Genomic DNA, 20,219 nt, shown 5'->3' on the forward strand with positions numbered 1-20,219 from the left:
TTGGGCCCGGGCCGTTCCTACGATGGCACGGACCCGCGAACTTCGCGGCGCCCGTCGGTGCCGTGGCAGCCCCTTGTACAGGACTGGCAGGTAGATATCGATGTCCGGAAGCTTCTCCGTTGACGGGTGCTCCGTAACCGGTGCCGAGATTATCGGGCGGTGGGGCATCGGCGAGAAGATCGAATCCCGCACTTTTCCGGAATTGTTTTCCGCGGTCGCCGCCCGCCACCCCGGCGCGGTCGCGGTACGCCGTGACGGCGTCGAGCTGACCTACCGTCAGCTCGACGCGCGCTCCAGCGCCCTGGCCCGCCACCTGGTCGGCCGCGGCGTCGGGCCCGAGGTGCCGGTCGCGGTCTGCATGGCCCGCGGCGCCGACCTCGCGGTCGCCTTCCTCGCCGTGCTGAAGGCCGGCGGCGTCTACCTGCCGCTCGACCCGGCCCACCCGACGGCCCGCAAGGCGTTCATGGTCACCGACACGCCTCCCGCGCTCGCCCTGGTCGACGACCCCGAACGCCTGTCCGGCGTCCCGGTGCCCACCGTCACCGTCCCCGGCCTCGATCTGTGGGCGCACCCCGGCACCCCGCTGACCGACGCCGACCGGGCCGCGCCGCTGCGGACCGCCAACACCTGCTACGTCATCTACACCTCCGGCTCCACCGGCGTGCCCAAGGGCGCCGCCGTCACCCACGCCGGCCTCGCCCGGGTCGCCGCCGCCCATACTCGCCGGCTCGGCGTCGGCCCGGGCGGCGGCGTGCTCCAGCTGTCCTCGATCGGCTTCGACATGTCCGTCGGCGAGCTGATGATGGCGCTGCTGTCCGGCGCCACCCTCCTGCCGCGCGACCCCGAGGACCTGCTGACCGCCGCCGCCGGCACGCCCCTGACCGCCGGCGTCACCCACGTGATGGCCACCCCGTCCTTCCTCGCCGCCGTCCCGGCCGGCGTCCTGCCGCCCGCCACCGTCGTCGTCACCGCCGGCGAACCGTGCCCCCCGGCGCTGGTGGAGACCTGGACGGGCGCCGGACACCGGCTGGTGAACTTCTACGGCCCCACCGAGACCACCGTCTACGTCACCGGCGCCGACCTGGCCGCCGGCCGGCCGGTCACCGTCGGCAGCACCCTGCCCGGCACCCGGCTGATGGTCCTCGGCGCCGACCTGCGCCCGGTACCGCACGGCGCCACCGGCGAGCTGTACATCGCCGGCCCCGGCCTGGCCCGCGGCTACGCCGGCCGGCCCGCGCTCACCGCCGGCCGCTTCACCGCCGACCCCTACGGCGCGCCCGGCGAGCGGATGTACCGCAGCGGCGACCTGGTGCGGTGGAACGAGGAGGGCGAACTGCTGGTCACCGGCCGCGCCGACGACCAGGTCAAGATCCGCGGCTTCCGCATCGAACTCGGCGAGGTGGAGGCCGCGCTGGCCGCCGACCCGGCCGTCGCCCGCGCCGCCGCCGTCGTGCGCGAGGACCGCCCCGGCGACCGGCGCCTGGTCGGCTACGCCGTCCCCGCGGGCACCGGTGGCGGCGACGGCCCGGCCGCCTTCGACGCCGACGCCGTCCGCGCGCGGCTGGCCGACCGCCTGCCGCCCTACCTGGTCCCGTCGGCCGTCGTCGCCCTGGCCGCCTTCCCGCTCACCGTCAACGGCAAGCTCGACCGCCGCGCCCTGCCCGCGCCGGCGCACACCGCGCCGCCGGCCGGCCGCGGACCGCGCGACGCGCGCGAACGGGCGCTGTGCGCGATGTTCCGCGACCTGCTGGGCGTGCCGGACGTCGGCGTCGAGGAGAACTTCTTCGCCCTCGGCGGCCACTCGCTGCTCGCCGCCCGGCTGGTCAACCGGGTCCGCGACGAACTCGGCGTCCCCATCGGCGCGCGCACCCCGTTCGACGCCCCCACCGTCGCCCGGCTCGCCGCCGCCGTCGCGGCCGCCGCCGACCCCGCCGCCGACCCCGCCGCCGGCCCCGCCGCCGACGGGGGCGCGGACCCCGCGCCCGCCCGCGTACGGCCCGTCGTGCCGCGCCCCGACCGGCTGCCGCTGTCCGCCGCCCAGCGCCGCCTGTGGTTCCTGCACCAGATGCACGGCCCCCAGGCCGCCTACAACGTGCCGGTCGTCACCCGGATCGACGGCCCCCTGGACCGTGCCGCGCTCACCGCCGCCCTGACCGACCTGCTGGCCCGCCACGAGCCGCTGCGCACCGTCTTCACCGAGCAGGACGGCGAACCCCTCCAACGCGTCCTGCCCCCGGACGCCGCCCGTCTCACCCCCGTCCTGCGGCGCTGCGCCCCCGAACGGACCGGCGCCGTGGTGGCCGCCGCCTGCCGGCACGCCTTCGACCTGGCCGCCGGCCTCCCCGTCCACGCCGAACTCGTCCAGGACGGCCCCGAAAGCCACGTGCTGGTGCTGGTCACCCACCACATCGCCACCGACGGCTGGTCGATGGGCCCGCTGCGCCGCGACCTGTCCGCCGCCTACGCGGCCCGCGCCGCCGGCCGCGCCCCCGACTGGCGGCCGCTGCCGGTGCAGTACGCCGACTACGCCCTGTGGCAGCACGCCGCCCTGGCGTCGGCCGGCGGACCCGGCGGCGGGAGCGAACGGCACCTGGCGTACTGGCGCGAGACGCTGGCCGGGCTGCCGGAGGAGCTGGCGCTGCCCACCGACCGCCCGCGCCCGGCCCGTTCCACGCACCGCGGCGGCCAGGTCACCGTGCCGCTGGACGCCGCCGCCTACCGGCGGCTGCGCGCCACGGCGGCCCGGGGCGACGCGACCGTCTTCATGGCGATGCAGGCCGCCGTGGCCGCCCTGCTGACCCGGCTGGGCGCCGGCACCGACCTCCCGCTGGGCACCGTGGTCTCCGGCCGCGACGACGAGGCGCTCACCGACCTGGTCGGCTTCTTCGTCAACACCGTGGTCCTGCGCACCGACACCGCCGGCGACCCCAGCTTCGCCGACCTGCTCGCCCGGGTCCGCGACGGCGTGCTGGCCGCCGTCGAACACCAGGCGCTCCCGTTCGACCTGCTGGTGGAGGACCTGCAACCGGTCCGCTCGCTCAACCGCAACCCGCTGTACCAGGTGGCGTTCGCAGTTGAGGAGGAGTTCGCCCCGCTGGAGGCCGCGGGCCTGCGCACCCGGCTGCTCGACGCGCCGGTGGAATCCGCCCAGTTCGACCTGTTCCTGGTGCTGCGCGAACGCGGCGGGGCCGCCGACGTCGCCGTCACCTACGCCGCCGACCTGTTCGACCCGGCGACCGCCCGCGCCCTCGCCGAACGCCTCGCCCGCGTGCTGACCGCCGTCGCCGCCGACCCCGGCGTGCGGATCGGCGACCTGGAGCTGATGTCGGCACCGGAACGCCACCGGGTCCTCACGGAGTGGAACCCGGCCGCCGACGTGGCACCGGCCACCTGGCCCGACCTGTTCGAACGCCGGGTCGCCGCCGGCCCCGACAGCCCCGCTGTCGAGCACGGCGACCGGACGCTGACCTACGGCGAACTCGACGCCCGTGCCAACCGGCTGGCCCGCCACCTCGTCACCCGCGGCGTCGGCCCGGACGTCTGCGTCGCGGTCTCGATGGCCCGCGGCATCGACCTCGTCGTCGCCCAGCTCGCCGTCATGAAGGCCGGCGGCGCCTACCTGCCCGTCGACCCCGCGCACCCGGTCGCCCGGCGTGCCTTCATGCTCGCCGACACCGCCCCCGCCCTGGTGCTGGTCGACGACCCGGATCGCGTGGCCGGCCTGGACGTCGAACCCACCGTCATCTCCGGGCTGGACCTGGCCCGTTACCCCGACTCCCCGCTGACCGACGCCGACCGGCTGGCGCCGCTGCGGACCGCCAACACCTGCTACGTCATCTACACCTCCGGCTCCACCGGCGTGCCCAAGGGCGTCTGCGTGCCGCACACCGGCGTGCACCGCATGGCGCGCCGGCACGGCGACTACGTCAAGGGCCCCGGCGCCCGGGTGCTGCAACTGGCGTCCATCGGCTTCGACGGGTCGGTGTGGGAGATGGCCATGGCCCTGCTGACCGGCGGCACCCTGGTCGTCGGCGACCCCGAACGGCTGCTGACCGCCGCACCGCGCGGCGAGCAGGCCGCCGAGATCACCCACGTCACCGTCACCCCGTCGCTGCTGGCCGCGCTGCCCGCGCACGCCCTGCCGCCCGGCGCGGTGATCATCACCGCCAGCGAGGCGTGCCCCGACGCGCTGGTGGAGGCCTGGTCGACCTTCCACACCCTGGTCAACTCCTACGGCCCGACGGAGACCACCGTCTGCGCCACCGGCACCTTCCTGCGGGCCGGCGAGCCCGTCACCATCGGCGGCCCGGTCGCCGCGACCCGCGTCTACGTCCTCGACGAGGCCCTGAGACCGGTGCCGGCCGGCGTGCCGGGGGAGTTGTACGTGGCCGGCCCCGGTCTGGCGCGCGGTTACGTGGGCCGTACCGGGTTGACGGCGTCGCGTTTCGTGGCGGACCCGTTCGGGGGTGCGGGGGAGCGGATGTACCGCACGGGGGACGTGGTGCGGTGGACGGCCGGCGGTGATCTGGTCTTCGCCGGTCGTTCCGACGACCAGGTCAAGATCCGCGGCTTCCGCATCGAACTCGGCGAGATCGAGGCCGCGTTGGCCGCCCGCGACGAGCTGTCCCAGGTGGCCGTCGTCGTGCGCGAGGACCGGCCCGGCGACAAGCGGCTGGTCGGCTACCTCGTGCCGCGCCCCGGCACCGCCGTCGAGCCCGACGCGCTGCGCGAGGCGCTCGCCGAACGGCTGCCGGAGTACATGGTCCCCACCGCCTTCGTCGTGGTGGACCGGCTGCCGATGACGGTCAACGGCAAGCTGGACCGCACGGCGCTGCCCGCGCCCGCCCCCGGCACCGGCCCGGCCGGCCGCGCGCCGCGCGACGCCCGCGAGGCGGCGCTGTGCGCGCTGTTCGCCGAACTGCTCGGCGTCCCGGCGGTCGGTGTCGACGACGGCTTCTTCGACCTCGGCGGCCACTCGCTGCTCGCCGCCCGCCTGATCAACCGGGTGCGCGCCGACCTCGGCGCCGACCTGTCGGTCCGCGCGCTGTTCGAGGCGCCGACCGTCGCGGGCCTGGCGAACCTGGTGCGCCGGGCCGGCCGGGCGCGTCGCGGGGTGACCGCCGCCGTCCCGCGCCCCGCGGTGCTCCCGCTGTCCCCGGCCCAGCGCCGCCTGTGGTTCCTGCACCGCCTGGAGGGCCCCACCGCCACCTACAACGTGCCGGTCGTCACCCGGGTGTGCGGCGAGGTCGACACCGAGGCGCTGAGCGCGGCGCTGGCCGACCTGCTGGAGCGGCACGAGGTGCTGCGCACGGTGTACGCCGAGGTCGAGGGCGAACCCGAACAGCGGGTGCTGCCCGCCGCCGCGGCCCGGGTACCGGTGATCCGCACCCGCCGCACGCCGCAGGAGGCGCCCGCCGCCGTGCACGCCGCCTGCCACCACGTCTTCGACCTCGCCGCCGACCTGCCGCTCCACGCCGAACTGGTCGAGCACGGCGACGGGGTCGGCGACCTCGTCCTGGTCTGGCACCACATCGCCACCGACGGGCTGTCGATGGGCCCGCTGATGCGGGACCTGGCCGCCGCCTACGCCGCCCGCCGCACCGGGACGGCACCGGTGTGGCGTCCGCTGCCGGTGCAGTACGCCGACTACGCCCTGTGGCAGCGCGGCCTGCTCGACGCCGCCGCCGACCCCGGCAGCGAGACCGGCCGGCAGCTGGCCTTCTGGCGCGAGACGCTGGCCGGCCTGCCGCAGGAGCTGACGCTGCCCGCCGACCGCCCCCGCCCGGCCCGCGCCGGCCACCGCGGCGGTCGCGCCCACCTCACCGTCGACGGTGAACTCCCGCAGGCCATCAAGGAATTGGCGCGCGGCACCGGCGCGACGGTGTTCATGGTCGCGCACGCCGCGGTCGCGGTGTTGCTGTCGCGGCTCGGCGCCGGGACCGACGTACCGCTGGGCACCGTGGTCGCCGGCCGCGACGACGAGGCGCTCACCGACCTGACCGGCTTCTTCGTCAACACCGTGGTGCTGCGCACCGACCTGAGCGGCGACCCGGCGTTCAGCGACCTGCTGGCCCGGGTCCGGACCGCGGACGTGGCCGCGTTCGAGCACCAGGGGCTGTCCTTCGACCGGTTGGTGGAGGAGTTGCAGCCGGCCCGGTCGCTGGCCCGGCACCCGCTGTTCCAGGTCGCTGTCGCCTGGGAGTCCGGGACCGCCTCCGGCGCCGGCTCGTTCGCCGACCTCGCCGGCGCCGCCTGCGCGCCGGGCGGCACCGTGCTCGACGTGGCCAAGTTCGACCTGGAGTTCACCTTCACCGAGGCCCCGGACGGCAGCCTGGGCATCACCGTCGGATACGCCCGTGACCTGTTCGACGAGCGCACCGCCCACGCGCTGGGCGACCGCCTGCTGCGGGTGCTGCGCGCGGTCACCGCCGACCCCGGCACCCGGGTGGGCGGCGTCGACGTCCTCGCCCCCGGTGAGGCCGGCGTCCAACTCGCCCGCGGCCACGGCGACGTGGTCCCCGCCGAACCCGCCGACCTGGTCACCGCCGTGCGCCGCGCCGCCGCCGGCCGCCCCGGCGCGGTGGCCCTGTCCGGCGGGCAACGGACGCTGACGTACGGGGAGTTGATGGCCCGGGTCGATGTGCTGGCGGCGGAGTTGGTGCGGTTGGGGGTGGGGGGTGAGCAGTTGGTTCCGGTGTTGATGGATCGTTCGGTGGATGTGGTGGTGGCGTTGTTGGCGGTGGTGCGGGCGGGTGGTGCGTATCTGCCGGTGCACGCGGGGTATCCGGCGGGGCGGATGCGGTCGGTGCTGGCGTACGCGGATGCTCCGGTGGTGTTGGTGGACGGGGTGTGGGCTGCGCATGAGGTGGTGCGTGGGGTGGGGGAGTCGGGGCGGGTGGTGGTGCGTGCCGACCTGCCGGTTCAGGCGCCCGCCGGGCCGGTGGTGTGGCCGGTGATCCGTCCGGAGCAGTTGGCGTACGTGATGTTCACCTCCGGTTCCACCGGTGAGCCCAAGGGCATCGCCATCAGCCACCAGGACGTCGTCGACCTCGCCCGCGAACGCGCCTGGCACGTCGGGCCGGACGACCGCGTGCTGTTCCAGGCCCCGCACGCCTTCGACGCGACGACGTACGAGATCTGGGCGCCGCTGCTGGCCGGCGGCCGTGTCGTCGTCGGACCCGCCGGCGACCTCGACCCGGCCGCGGTGCGCGACCTCGTCGCCGGCCAGGGCGTCACCCATCTGAGCGTCACCGCCGGCCTGTTCCGCGTGCTGGCCGAGGACGCCCCCGACGCGCTGCGCGGCCTGACCGAGGTCACCACCGGCGGCGACGTCATCGCCCCGCGCGCCGTCGCCCGCGTCGTCGCCGCCTGCCCCGGCATCACCGTACGCACCACCTACGGCCCCACCGAGGCCACCTTGTGCGTCACCCACTACCCCTGGACCGAGGGCGACGTACCCAGCGCCGTCGTGCCGCTGGGCCGGCCCTTCGACAACACCCGCCTGCTCGTCCTCGACACCGCCCTGCGCCCGGTGCCGCCCGGCGTCCCCGGCGAGCTGTACCTCGCCGGGACCGGCCTGGCCCGCGGCTACGTCGGCCGGCCCGGCGTCACCGCCGGCGCGTTCGTCGCGGACCCGTTCGGCGCGGCCGGCGGCCGGATGTACCGCACCGGCGACCTGGTGCGCTGGACGCCCGACGGCGACCTGGTCTTTCTCGGACGTGCCGACGACCAGGTCAAGGTCCGCGGCTTCCGCATCGAACTCGGCGAGGTGGAGGCCGCGCTGGCCGCCGCCCCCGGTGTCGGACAGGCCGCCGCCGTGGTACGCGAGGACATCCCGGGCGACAAACGCCTCGTCGGCTACATCGTGCCGCGCGCCGGCGCCATCCTCGACACCGAGCAACTGCGCGCCACCGCCACCGCCCGGCTGCCCGAATACGCCCTGCCCTCCGGCTACGTCGTGCTGGAACGGCTGCCGCTGACCATCAACGGCAAGCTCGACCGCAAGGCGCTGCCCGCCCCCGACTGGACCGACGCCGCCGCCGGCACCGCCGCGCGCACCCCGCTGGAGGAGAGCCTGTGCGCGCTGTTCGCCGAAGTCCTCGGCGTGCGACGGGTCGGCACCGACAGCGGCTTCTTCGACCTCGGCGGCCACTCGCTGCTCGCCGTCCGCCTGGTCACCCGCATCCGCGCCGTCCTCGGCGCCGAGGTCTCGGTACGCGCCGTCTTCGAATCGCCCACCGTCGCCGGGCTCGCACCACGCGTGGCGGTCGCCGCCGGCCGCGCCGCCGCCCCCGACGGCGTCGCCGCCGCCGGCCCCCGCCCCGACCGGCTGCCGTTGTCCCCCGCCCAGCGCCGCCTGTGGTTCCTGCACCGCCTGGAGGGCCCCAGCGCCACCTACAACGTGCCGGTCGTCGTGCGGATCACCGGCGCCCTCGACCACACCGCGCTGACCGCCGCCCTCGGCGACCTCGTCGCCCGCCACGAAGTACTGCGCACCGTCTTCGCCGAGCACGACGGCGAACCCCACCAGCGCGTCCTGCCCGCCGCGGACGCCCCCGTCCCGCTGCACGTCACCCGGTGCGCCCCCGGCGGGGCCGACGCGGCCGTCCACGACGCCTGCCGCCACCGGTTCGACCTCACCGAGGACCTGCCGCTGCGCGCCGCGGTCATCGAGGACGGCACCGGGGACGAACGCGTCCTGGTGCTGGTCGTGCACCACATCGCCATGGACGGCTGGTCCATGGACCCGCTCACCCGCGACCTGTCCGCCGCCTACGCCGCCCGGCTGGCCGGCCGCGCCCCCGCCTGGCGGCCGCTGCCGGTGCAGTACGCCGACTACGCGGTGTGGCAGCAGGGCCGCGCCGAACAGGACGCCGCACACCTCGCCTACTGGCGCGAAGCACTGGCCGGCGCCCCGCAGGAACTCGCGCTGCCCGCCGACCGCCCCCGGCCGGCCCGCGCCTCCCACACCGGCGGCCAGGTCGAGATCCCGGTCGGCGACGCCGTCCTGGCCGGCCTGCGCGACCTCGCCCGCGACCAGCGCGTCACCGTGTTCATGGTCGCCCAGGCCGCCGTCGCCGCCCTGCTGACCCGGCTGGGCGCCGGCACCGACATCCCGCTCGGCACCGGCATCGCCGGCCGCCACGACGACGCGCTCACCGACCTGATCGGCTTCTTCGTCAACACCGTCGTGCTGCGCACCGACACCTCCGGCGACCCCGCCTTCACCGACCTGCTGGCCCGGGTGCGGGCCGCCGACCTGGCCGCGTTCGAGCACCAGGAGCTGTCCTTCGACCGGCTGGTGGAGGAACTGCACCCCAGCCGCTCCCTCGCCCGCCACCCGCTGCACCAGGTCGCCGTCGCCTGGCTGACCGGGGCGCTGCCGATGCCGCGCTTCCCCGGCGCGCGCTGCGAGCCCGGCGCGATGGACACCGGCGCCGCCAAGCTCGACCTCAACATCGACTTCGTGCAGGACGGCACCGCGCACGCCCCCGGCCTGAAGGTCGTCGTCGGCTACGCGGACGACCTGTTCGACCACGACACCGCCCGCGGCATCGGTGAACGCCTGGTGCGCCTGCTGGCCGGGGCCGTCGCCGACCCCGGTGCCCGGATCGGCGACCACGACCTGCTGTCCGCCGCCGAACGCGCGGCGCTGCCCGGCACCTGGGACGCCGGCCCGGCCGCCGAACCGCGCACCCTGGCCGCCCTGTTCGCCGACCAGGCCGCCCGCACCCCGCACGCCACCGCCGTCGAACACGGCGACCGGGCGCTGACCTACCGCGACCTGGCCGCCCGCGCCAACCGGCTGGCCCGCCACCTCGTCGCCCGCGGCGTCGGACCCGAGGTGCCCGTGGCGGTCTCGGCCGAACGCGGCACCGACTGGATCACCGCCCTGCTCGCCGTCACCACCGCCGGCGGCGTCTACCTGCCCGTCGACCCGGCGCACCCGGTCGCCCGGCGGGCCTTCATGCTCGCCGACACCGCGCCGGCGCTGATGCTGGTCGACGACCCGGCCCGGGTGGCGGGCCTGGACGTCGAAGCGACCGTCATCTCCGGGGTGGACCTGGCCCGTTACTCCGACGCGCCGCTGACCGACGCCGACCGGCTGGCGCCGCTGCGGACCGCCAACACCTGCTACGTCATCTACACCTCCGGCTCCACCGGCGTGCCCAAGGGCGTCGCCGTCGCCCACACCGGCCTGACCCGCCTGATCGCCTCCCACATCGACACCCTCGGCGTCGCCCCCGGCCACCGGGTGCTGCAACTGGCCTCCATGGGCTTCGACTCCTGCGTCGCCGAGGTGCTCATGGCCCTGCTGGCCGGCGCCGTGCTGCGGCTGGGCCGCCCCGAGGCGCTGCCCACCGGCGCCGAGACCGCCGGCGTCACCCACCTGACCGTCCCGCCGTCCCTGCTCGCGGCCCTGCCCGCCGGCGTCCTGGCACCCGGCACCGTGATCATCACGGCCGGCGAGGCGTGCCCCGCGCCGGTCGCCGACGCCTGGGCCGCCGACCACCGCCTCGCCAACCTCTACGGCCCCACCGAGACCACCGTCTGCGCCACCGGCACCTTCCTGCGGCCCGGCGAACCCGTCACCATCGGCCGCCCGATCGCGGCGACCCGCGTCCACGTCCTCGACGAGGCCCTGAGACCGGTGCCGCCGGGCGTCCCCGGTGAGCTGTACGTCGCCGGCCCCGGTCTGGCGCGCGGCTACCTCGGCCGTACCGGGTTGACGGCGTCGCGTTTCGTGGCGGACCCGTTCGGAGGTGCGGGAGAGCGGATGTACCGCACGGGGGACGTGGTGCGGTGGACGGCCGGCGGTGATCTGGTCTTCGCCGGTCGTTCCGACGACCAGGTCAAGATCCGCGGCTTCCGCATCGAACCCGGCGAGATCGAGGCCGCGTTGCGGCAGGTGCCGGGCGTCGGCCGGGCCGCGGTGCTGGTCCGCGAGGACACCCCGGGCGACCCCCGCCTCGTCGGCTACGTCGTCCCCCTCGACCCGGCCGCCTTCGACCCGCGCGCCGTGCGCGGCCGGCTCGCCGAGCGGCTGCCGGACCACCTGGTCCCCTCGGCCGTCGTCCCGCTCGACGCCTTCCCGCTGACCGTCAACGGCAAGCTGGACCGCGCGGCGCTGCCCGCCCCCGACCACGCCGCGCACGCCGGCCGCCGCGGGCCGCGCGACCCGCACGAGGCGGCGCTGTGCGAGCTGTTCGCCGAGGTCCTCGGCGTCCCGGAGGTCGGCATCGACGACAGCTTCTTCGACCTGGGCGGCCACTCGCTGCTGGGCATCCGCCTGGTCGCCCGCGTGCGCGCCCGGTTCGGCGTCGACTTCGCCCTGCACTCGCTGTTCGAGACCCCCACGGTCGCCGGTCTGGCGGCGTCCACCGCACGCGCGGCGGACCCCGAACACGTCACAACGGAGGTGGTCGCCATGTCCGCGCGGTCCAACGACGCCGAGGAACTGCCGCTGTCGTCGGCACAGCGGCGGCTGTGGTTCATGTACCGCCTGGAGGGCCCCAGCGCCACGTACAACGTCCCCCTGGTCAACCGGGTGCGCGGACCGCTGGACACCGAGGTGCTGTCGGCGGCCGTCGGCGACGTGCTGGGCCGCCACGAGGTGCTGCGCACGACGTACAGCGACGCCGGCGGCGAACCGGTGCAGCGCGTGCTGCCCGCCGGCGCCGTCACCGTGCCCGTCGTGGTCACCGCGTGCGCCCCGCAGGACGCCGACGCCGCGGTGCGCGCCGCCTGCCACCACGTCTTCGACCTGACCGAGGACCTGCCGGTCCACGTCGAACTGGTACGTACGGCACCGGACGAGGGCAGCCTCGTCCTCACCGTCCACCACATCGCCACCGACGGCATGTCGCTGCGCCCGCTGATCGACGACCTGTCGCAGGCGTACGCGGCCCGGCTGGCCGGACGGGCGCCGCAGTGGGAGCCGCTGCCGATCCAGTACGCCGACTACGCGCTGTGGCAGCTGGACCAGACCGAGCTTCAGAGCGAGCAACTGGACTACTGGCGCGAGACGTTGACGGATCTGCCGGCGGAGCTCGCCCTGCCCGCCGACCGGCCGCGCCCGCCGCGCGCCTCGCACCGGGGCGCCAGCGCCGAACTCCACCTCGGCGGCGACCTGCCACGCGCGGTCCGCGAGCTGGCCCGCGGCCACGGCGTCACGCTGTTCATGGTCGCCCAGGCGGCGGTCGCCGTGCTGCTGACCCGGCTCGGCGCCGGCACCGACCTGCCGCTGGGCACGGTCGTCGCCGGCCGCGACGACGACGCGCTGACCGACCTGATCGGCTTCTTCGTCAACACCGTGGTGCTGCGCACCGACCTGAGCGGCGACCCGACGTTCGCCGAACTGCTCACCCGCGTACGGGCGGTGGACCTGGCCGCGTTCGAGCACCAGGGGCTGTCCTTCGACCGGTTGGTGGAGGAGTTGCAGCCGGCCCGGTCGCTGGCGCGGCACCCGCTGTTCCAGGTCGCCGTCGCCTGGGAGACCGACCGCCCCAACGACACCCGCCTGTCGCTGGAGGGCGTCGAGTGCCGTCCGGGCGGCGGCACCCTCGACCACGCCAAGTTCGACCTGGAGTTCGCCTTCAGCGAGGCCCCGGACGGCGGGCTCGACCTCTCGGTCGGCTTCGCCCGCGACCTGTTCGACGACCGCACCGCGCTGTCGATGGCCGAACGCCTCGCGCGGGTCGTGCAGACCGTGGTCGCCGACCCCGGCGTCCGCGTCGGCGACGTCGACCTGCTGGGCCCCGGCGAGGCGGCACGGGTCCTGGCCCGCGGCACCGGCGAGGCCCGCCCGGCGCCCGGCACGACCCTGGTGGAGCGGCTGGCCGGCAGCATCACCCGCACCCCCGGGGCCGTCGCCGTCACCTGCGGGCAACAGACGCTGACGTACGGGGAGTTGGGTGCCCGGGTTGATGCGTTGGCGGCGGAGTTGGTGCGGTTGGGGGTTCGGGGTGAGCAGTTGGTTCCGGTGTTGATGGATCGTTCGGTGGATGTGGTGGTGGCGTTGTTGGCGGTGGTGCGGGCGGGTGGTGCGTATCTGCCGGTGCACGCGGGGTATCCGGCGGGGCGGATGCGGTCGGTGCTGGCGTACGCGGATGCTCCGGTGGTGTTGGTGGACGGGGTGTGGGCCGGGCATGAGGTGGTGCGTGGGGTGGGGGAGTCGGGGCGGGTGGTGGTGCGTGCCGACCTGCCGGTTCAGGCGCCCGCCGGGCCGGTGGTGTGGCCGGTGGTGCGTCCGGAGCAGTTGGCGTACGTGATGTTCACCTCCGGTTCCACCGGTGAGCCCAAGGGCATCGCCATCAGCCACCAGGACGTCGTCGACCTCGCCCGCGAACGCGCCTGGCACGTCGGGCCGGGCGACGCCGTGGTCTTCCAGGCGCCGCACGCCTTCGACGGCTCCACGTACGAGATCTGGGTCCCGCTGCTGCACGGCGCCCGCGTCGCCGTCCTGCCGCCGGGCACCCTGGACGCCGCCGCCGTCCGCGGCCTGACATCCGCCGGGGCCACCCATCTCAGCCTCACCGCCGGCCTGTTCCGCGTGCTGGCCGAGGACGCCCCCGACGCGCTGCGCGGCCTGACCGAGGTCACCACCGGCGGCGACGTCATCGCACCGCAGGCGGTCTCCCGGGTGCTCGCCGCCTGCCCGGACGTGATCGTGCGCACCACCTACGGCCCGACCGAGGCCACCTTGTGCGTCACCCACTATCCCTGGACCCGGGGCGACGAGCCGGCCGGCGCCGTGCCGCTGGGCCGGCCCTTCGACAACACCCGCCTGCTGGTCCTCGACGCCACGCTGCGCCTGGTGCCGCCCGGCGTCCCCGGCGAGTTGTACCTCGCCGGGACCGGCCTGGCCCGCGGCTACGTGGGGCGACCGGGCCTGAGCGCGGGCGCGTTCGTCGCGGACCCGTTCGGCGCGGCCGGCGGCCGGATGTACCGCACCGGCGACCTGGTGCGCTGGACGCCCGACGGCGACCTGGTCTTCCTCGGGCGTGCCGACGACCAGGTCAAGGTCCGCGGCTTCCGCATCGAACTGGCCGAGGTCGAGGCCGCGTTGGCCGCCGCCCCCGGCATCGCCCAGGCCGCCGCCATGGTCCGCGAGGACACCCCCGGCGACCAGCGCCTCGTCGGCTACGTGGTCGCGCAGGACGGCGTGCCGCCCGACAGCGCGGTGCTGCGCGTCACCGTGGCCGAACGCCTGCCGGAGTACGCGGTGCCGTCCGCCGTCGTCGTCCTGGAACGGTTGCCGCTGACCATCAACGGCAAGGTCGACCGCAAGGCGCTGCCCGCCCCCGAACTCATGGCCCCGGGCGGCCGCGGGCCGCGCAACGAGCAGGAGGAGCAGCTGTGTTCCCTGTTCGCCGAGGTCCTCGGCGTCCCCCGGGTCGGCATCGACGACAGCTTCTTCGACCTGGGCGGCCACTCCCTGCTGGCCACCCGCCTGGTCAACCGCATCCGGGCGGTGATGCGCGTCGAGACCCAGGTCTCCACCCTCTTCTCCGGCCCCACCGTCGCCGAACTCGCCGCCACCCTGTCGACCAAACGGGCCCGCCCCGCCCTGCGCCCGCGGAACCAGCGCTAGGCCGTGTCCGGCCGATCGCGGCGGGCCCGCGCCGCCCGGCCCGGCGCCGCGCCGCGCTGCCGAAACGTTCCGGTGGAACCGGCCGCCGCGACGCCGCGCGGCCCCGCTCCGCCGGCGGCCGGCCGGGAGGCGCCCGCGCACCGGACACGGGCGCCCGACCCGCCCTCATCCGCCGGAGCCGACCCGGGAGGCGTTCCACCGGCCGCCGGCGCGTCCACCGCCACCCGCACCGGCGTCCGGACCGCCCGGGACACCACCACCCCGGACGGTCCGGCACCGCATAGAACCCGCGGCCCCCGTCCGTCACCCCCGCCCCGGCCCCGCCCGCGCCGAAGGCGGAACCGCACCCCGACTTCCGCGCCACCAGGCCGACTTCCGCCCCCGCGCCCCCACGCGCATCTCCGCACCCGCGCCCCACGCGCACCTCACCGCACGCGCCCACCGGCGAACCAACAGGGGAGATCCCACATGTCCATACCGCCTGTCCTGCTCAAGAGCGACGAACTGTTCGGCGAGGACCGCTCCGAAGGGCTGTACGACAAGTCCCGGGAGATCTCGCGCTACCTGCTGATGCACTACGGCGAACCCACCGACGTCTTCGACAGATCCAGCCACCCGCTGGCCGCCGCCCACGGCTACCCCGGCCGGCTGTCGCGCATGCTGGAGGAGGCCGCCCGCGCCACCGGCACCCGGGTCGCCGACATGCTCGACGTCGGCTGCAACGTCGGCGGCGTCACCCACGCCCTCAGCACCTGGGTGGCCGACCGTGTCGTCGGCGTCGACATCAGCCCGCGCTCCATCGAGATCGCGCGGGCCCTCACCCGCGGCCGCGGCGGCAGCTTCAGCGTCGCCGAACTCGGCCCGTTCACCCGCGACATCGTGCTCACGCTGCCCGAACCGGCCGGCCGGGCCGCCGTCGAGTTCGAGGTCGGCGACGCGGGCGCGCTGCGCGGCACCGACGGCGGCTACGACGCCGTGCTGCTGTCGAACGTCCTGGACCGCGTCGATGACCCGGCGGCCTGCCTCGCGCAGTTCTCCGGCCCGGCCGGCATCCTGCGCGGCGGCGGCCTGCTGATGATCGCCTGCCCCTGGTCGTGGTACCCGGAATTCAGCCATCCCGGAGTCTGGCTGGGATCCGCGCACGACCGCACCTCCAGCGCGCAGGCCCTGGAACAGCTCATGCGCGACGGTTACGATCTGGTCGCCGAGCAGGACCAGCCCGGCGTCCTTCGCCAGAACCCGCGTGAATACGACTACTTCGAAGCCCACGTCACCATCTGGAAGAAGCGCTGACGGCAGCACCGCCACCCCTGTGTCCCCACGCCGCTACCCCATGGAGGGTGTCGTGCCCGGGCGTCCTGACATCCGTTCCATCCTGGTGCTCGGTCCCGGCCCGGCGGCGTCCGGGCCCGCCGCCGGGTTCGACACCGCCGTCCAGCAGGGCTGCCTCGCGCTGCGGGCCGAGGGGTACCGCGTCGTGCTGGCCCACCCGGACCCGGCGACCGCCATGACCGACCCGCGGACGGCCGACGCCACCTATCCGGAACCGGTCACCCCCGGGTGCGTCGAACGCGTCGTCGCCCGCGAACGCCCGCACGCCCTGCTGGCGGCGCTCGGCGGGCCGGCGGCCGTCGGCACCGCGATCGCCCTGCACGACGACGGCACGCTGGAACGCCACGGGGTCGAGCTGATCGGCACCCGGCCCGAGGCGGTCGCCCGCGCCCGCGACCCCGAGCGGTTCGCCCGCACCGTCGCCGCGGCCCGGCAGCGCGCCGGGATGCCGCGCCGCCCGCCGCCCCGCTCACTCGCCGGCTGGCGGCGCTACGACCTCGAACTCCTGCAGGACCGCCACGGCACGGTCGCCGTGGCCTCCACCGCCGAGCACCCCGACCCGGCCGGCCACGCCCCCGGCCGGACCGTCACCGTCTTCCCCGCGACCACCCTCACCCCGCGGGCCTTCCGCGAACTGCGCGAGCTGGCCGCCGCCGTGGCCCGCGCGGCGGACGGCGGACCGGGGGCCTGCACGGTCCGCTTCGCCGTCCACCCCGCCGACGGCCGGATCGAGGTGACCGGCCTGACGCACGGCGTGTCCGCGTCGTCCACGACCGCCTGCGTGGTCACCGGCCTGCCCTTCGCCCGCATCGCGGCCCGGCTGGCGGTCGGCCGGCCGCTGGACGCCCCGCGCGACACCGGGCCGCCCCGCCCGCACACCGTGGCGGTACGGATCGCGTCCCGCCGCCCTCCTGCCGCCGACGGCACGCCGGCCCCCGCGGCCGAGGCGACCGGCCTCGGGCACGGCGTCCCCGACGCCCTGCGCGCGGCGGTGCGCTCCGCCGGGCAGCTCCCCGCCGACGACCGGTCTGCCGCGGCCCCGCCCCGGCGCGTCGCCGCCGAACTCGCCGCCGGCCGGCCGCTCGACGCGACCTTGCTGCGTACCGCGAAACGCCTCGGCTTCTCCGACGCCCGGATCGCCGAACTGCGCGGCCTGCGCGAGGAGTCGGTGCGCGAGGTCCGCCGCAGCCTCGGCGTCCGCGCGCGGTTCCGCCCGGTCCGGCCGGGCGCGGCCTGCGGCTTCATGTCGTACGGCGTGGAACCGGCCGACGGCTCACCCGGCGCCGGCTCCACGGCCCTCGCGCCGCCGGGTACGGCGTCGTCAGCCACGACCTCGTACGCCACCACGCCAACGGGCCCCGGGCCGGCCGCGATCGGGCGGATCGCGCCCCGGCGGGCGGGGCCGGCCGTCATCGTCCTGGGCGCCGGAGCCGAACCCGCCCCGGGGACACGGGAGTTCACGCACTCCTGCCGCCAGGCGCTGTCGGCGGTCACGGCGGCGGGACACCGCGCCGTGCTGGTCGACAGCGCGCCGCACCCGGCCGGTACCGCCGACCGCCACTACGTCGCGCCCCTCACCGTCGAGGACGTCCTGGAGGTCGTGCACGCCGAACGTCTCACCGGCCCGGTGGCCGGCGTGCTCGCGCAGTTCGGCGGCCCGGCGGCGGTCGCCCTCGGCCGCGCGCTCGCCCGGCACGGTGTGCCGGTGCTGGGCACGCCGCCGGCGACGCCGCACCGGGACGCCGCGCCCGACGGCGGGGCCCGCGTCGGCGTCGACGCCCTCTACGACGGAGTGCAGCTGTACCTCGGCGCGGTCACCGAAGGCGTCGAAGGCCCGGGCGCCGCCTGCGTGTCGCCCCCGGTGACGCTGGGCCGCCGCGACATCGAGAGGGTGCGCGCCGCCACCGCGGCGATCGCGCGGGCGCACGGCGTACGCGGCCTGCTCGCGGTCGCCTTCACCCTGCGCGCCGGCCGGCTGCGGACCGTCGGGGTGCACCCGGGGGCGTCCCGCACGGTGCCGTTCGCGACCAAGGCCGCCGCCGTGCCGCTGGCCGGGGCGGCCGCCCGGATCGCCCTGGGGGCGACCGTGGCCGCACTGCGCGCCGAGGGCCTGCTCCCCGAACGCGGCGACGCCGGCACACCGCCGCCGTACGGGCGGATCGCGGTGTGGACGGGCGAGGCCATGGGGTTCGGCGCGGTCCTCGGCACGGCCTACGGGCAGGCACGGACCGCCGCCGGAACCCCGCTGCCCACCAGGGGCCGCGCCCTGCTGTCGGTGGCCGGCCACGACCACCGTGCCCTGGTCCTGCCGGCCCGCGCTCTCGCCGCCCACGGCTTCACCCTCCTCGCCCCCGCCGCGACGGCCGCCGTCCTGCGCCGCAACGGCGTCCCCGTCACCCCCGTCCTGCCCGACCCGGGCCTGATCCGGGACGGCCGGGTCGACCTGCTGCTGTCCACCGCCCCCGGCGCCCTGCGCGCCGCGGCCACCGCCCGCGCCGTGCCGTACTGCGCCGACGTGGACGCCTTCGCCACCACCGTCCAGGCCATCGTCGACGCCGACCTCTCACCTCCGACGGCCCACCCCCTGCCCCGCCCCGCACCGCCCGCCCCGCGGCCCGCGGAGGTCGTCGACGCCGGCCGCGGGGGATCGCGCCAACGCCTGGACGGACCGTCGCCCGGCCCGGCAGGCGGGACGTGGCGACCGGGCGCGGCCAGGTAGGCGGGCGGGGACCGGGGGCGGGGGTGGCGGTGGTCGTCAACCCGCCATCGCTCCCGCCATCGCTCCCGCTCGTCCGGCACCCCTGGCCGTCACTCCGACCGCCCCCGGCTCCCGATTCCCGGCCCCGGGAGCACCGGCCCGTATCCCCCGGAAGGCCCTCCGCGCTTGCATGCGGAGTCGGCTCCGTTTACGCTCGGAGGTGTTGGCGGAGTCGGCTCCGGTTAGCGGTGTCCGGTCGCAGCGGTGTCCGGCTGCCGTACCGCCCGTGCGCGACCGCCGGGCCGCTTCTCCAGCCGACCCCGGTGCCCCGAATGCCGTCTCGCCCCGCGTCGGGAACGTGAACCTCCGAAGGGAACGCCCATGGCCACCGAACTCCTCACCACCCCGTTCGGCGCCCGGTCCACCGCCGCCGAGGTGCTGGCCGGTGTCGACCTCGCCGGGCGGCGGGCGATCGTCACCGGCGGCGCCTCCGGCATCGGCGTCGAGACCGCCCGCGCGCTCGCCGGTGCGGGGGCCGAGGTGACGCTCGCCGTGCGGGACCCGGCCGCCGGGAAACGGACTGCCGACGACATCGCCGCCACCGTCGGCGGCACGGTACGGGTCGGCCGCCTCGACCTCGCCGACCAGGCGTCCGTCGGTGCGTTCGCCGCCGGTTGGCGCGGGCCGCTGCACATCCTGGTCAACAACGCCGGCGTCATGGCCGCTCCCCTCACGCGCACCGCCGAGGGCTGGGAGACGCAGTTCGCCACCAACCACCTGGGCCACTTCGCGCTGGCCAACGCCCTGCACGGCGCGCTGGCGGCGGCCGGCGGTGCCCGCGTCGTCTCGCTCAGCTCCGTCGGCCACGTCAACGGCGGCGTCGACTTCGACGACCCGCACTTCGAACGCCGAGCGTACGACCCCTGGGTGGCCTACAGCCAGTCCAAGACCGCCAACGTGCTGTTCGCCGTCGAGGCCGACCGCCGCTGGCGCGCCGACGGCATCCGCGTCAACGCCCTGAACCCCGGCCGCATCACCTCCACCAACCTGGGCCGGCGCCTCGGCGGCCTCGCCGACCCGCCGGCCGCCTTCGAGCCGGACAGCGCCGCCGTGTCGTGGAAGAACGCCGAACAGGGCGCCGCCACCTCCGTGTTGCTCGCCGGCTCACCGCTGGTCGAGGGCGTCGGCGGCCGGTACTTCGAGGACTGCGCCGAGGCCGCCCCGCACCGCCCCGGCGTCCGCCGCGGAGTCGCCGCGTACGCCCTCGACCCCCAGGACGCCGCCCGCCTGTGGCGGCTCTCCGCAGACCTGACCGAGGTCTGACCGTGGCCTGACCCACCGTCGGCGGCCCGGCGTTCGCCCCGGGGACGTGCCGGATGCCTGCGGCACCCCTCCGCGGCCCCGATCGCCGTCCGGCCCGCCGACGCCTGCCGATGTCCGCCTCCCGGGACGCCCCACGCCCGTGCCCCGCTCCGCCCGCCGTCCCGCCGCCCCTCCGGGCCGCCCCCAACCCGCCGACAGCGGCCGGTGTTCGACCCGCGACGCGCCGCACGCCGTGGCCCCTCTCCGCCCGCCCGGCCCCACCCCACCCCCGTC

4 protein-coding genes are annotated in these 20,219 nt (G+C 76.5%); all 4 read left to right on the plus strand.

The window, feature by feature from the left end; all coding sequences use genetic code 11:
* Positions 1 to 202 precede the first annotated feature (202 nt).
* Complete coding sequence (locus POF43_RS31870; RefSeq protein WP_282704896.1) at positions 203 to 14,593, plus strand: non-ribosomal peptide synthetase; 14,391 nt, start codon at positions 203 to 205, stop codon at positions 14,591 to 14,593.
* 468 nt (positions 14,594 to 15,061) lie between these two features.
* Positions 15,062 to 15,886: a class I SAM-dependent methyltransferase gene (locus POF43_RS31875; RefSeq protein ID WP_271325447.1), complete on the plus strand. Its 825-nt coding sequence runs from the start codon at positions 15,062 to 15,064 to the stop codon at positions 15,884 to 15,886.
* 52 nt (positions 15,887 to 15,938) lie between these two features.
* Entirely contained in the window at positions 15,939 to 18,644 is a 2,706-nt protein-coding gene (locus POF43_RS31880) for a carbamoyl phosphate synthase preATP-grasp domain-containing protein (RefSeq protein ID WP_282704897.1), read from the plus strand.
* Between the two features lie 360 nt (positions 18,645 to 19,004).
* The gene (locus POF43_RS31885) at positions 19,005 to 19,946 is read left to right on the plus strand and encodes an SDR family NAD(P)-dependent oxidoreductase (protein WP_271325969.1); all 942 of its coding nucleotides are present in this window, start codon (positions 19,005 to 19,007) and stop codon (positions 19,944 to 19,946) included.
* The last annotated feature ends 273 nt before the right edge of the window (positions 19,947 to 20,219 follow it).

Origin of the sequence: Streptantibioticus silvisoli (assembly GCF_027947535.2) — a bacterium.
In the GTDB taxonomy this organism is placed as follows: domain Bacteria; phylum Actinomycetota; class Actinomycetes; order Streptomycetales; family Streptomycetaceae; genus Streptantibioticus_C; species Streptantibioticus_C silvisoli.

Bases quoted from the DNA above. Each gene is read 5' to 3' on its own strand.
- POF43_RS31875 (WP_271325447.1), top strand. From the start codon at position 15,062: ATGTCCATACCGCCTGTCCTGCTCAAGAGCGACGAACTGTTCGGCGAG.
- POF43_RS31885 (WP_271325969.1), top strand. From the start codon at position 19,005: ATGGCCACCGAACTCCTCACCACCCCGTTCGGCGCCCGGTCCACCGCC.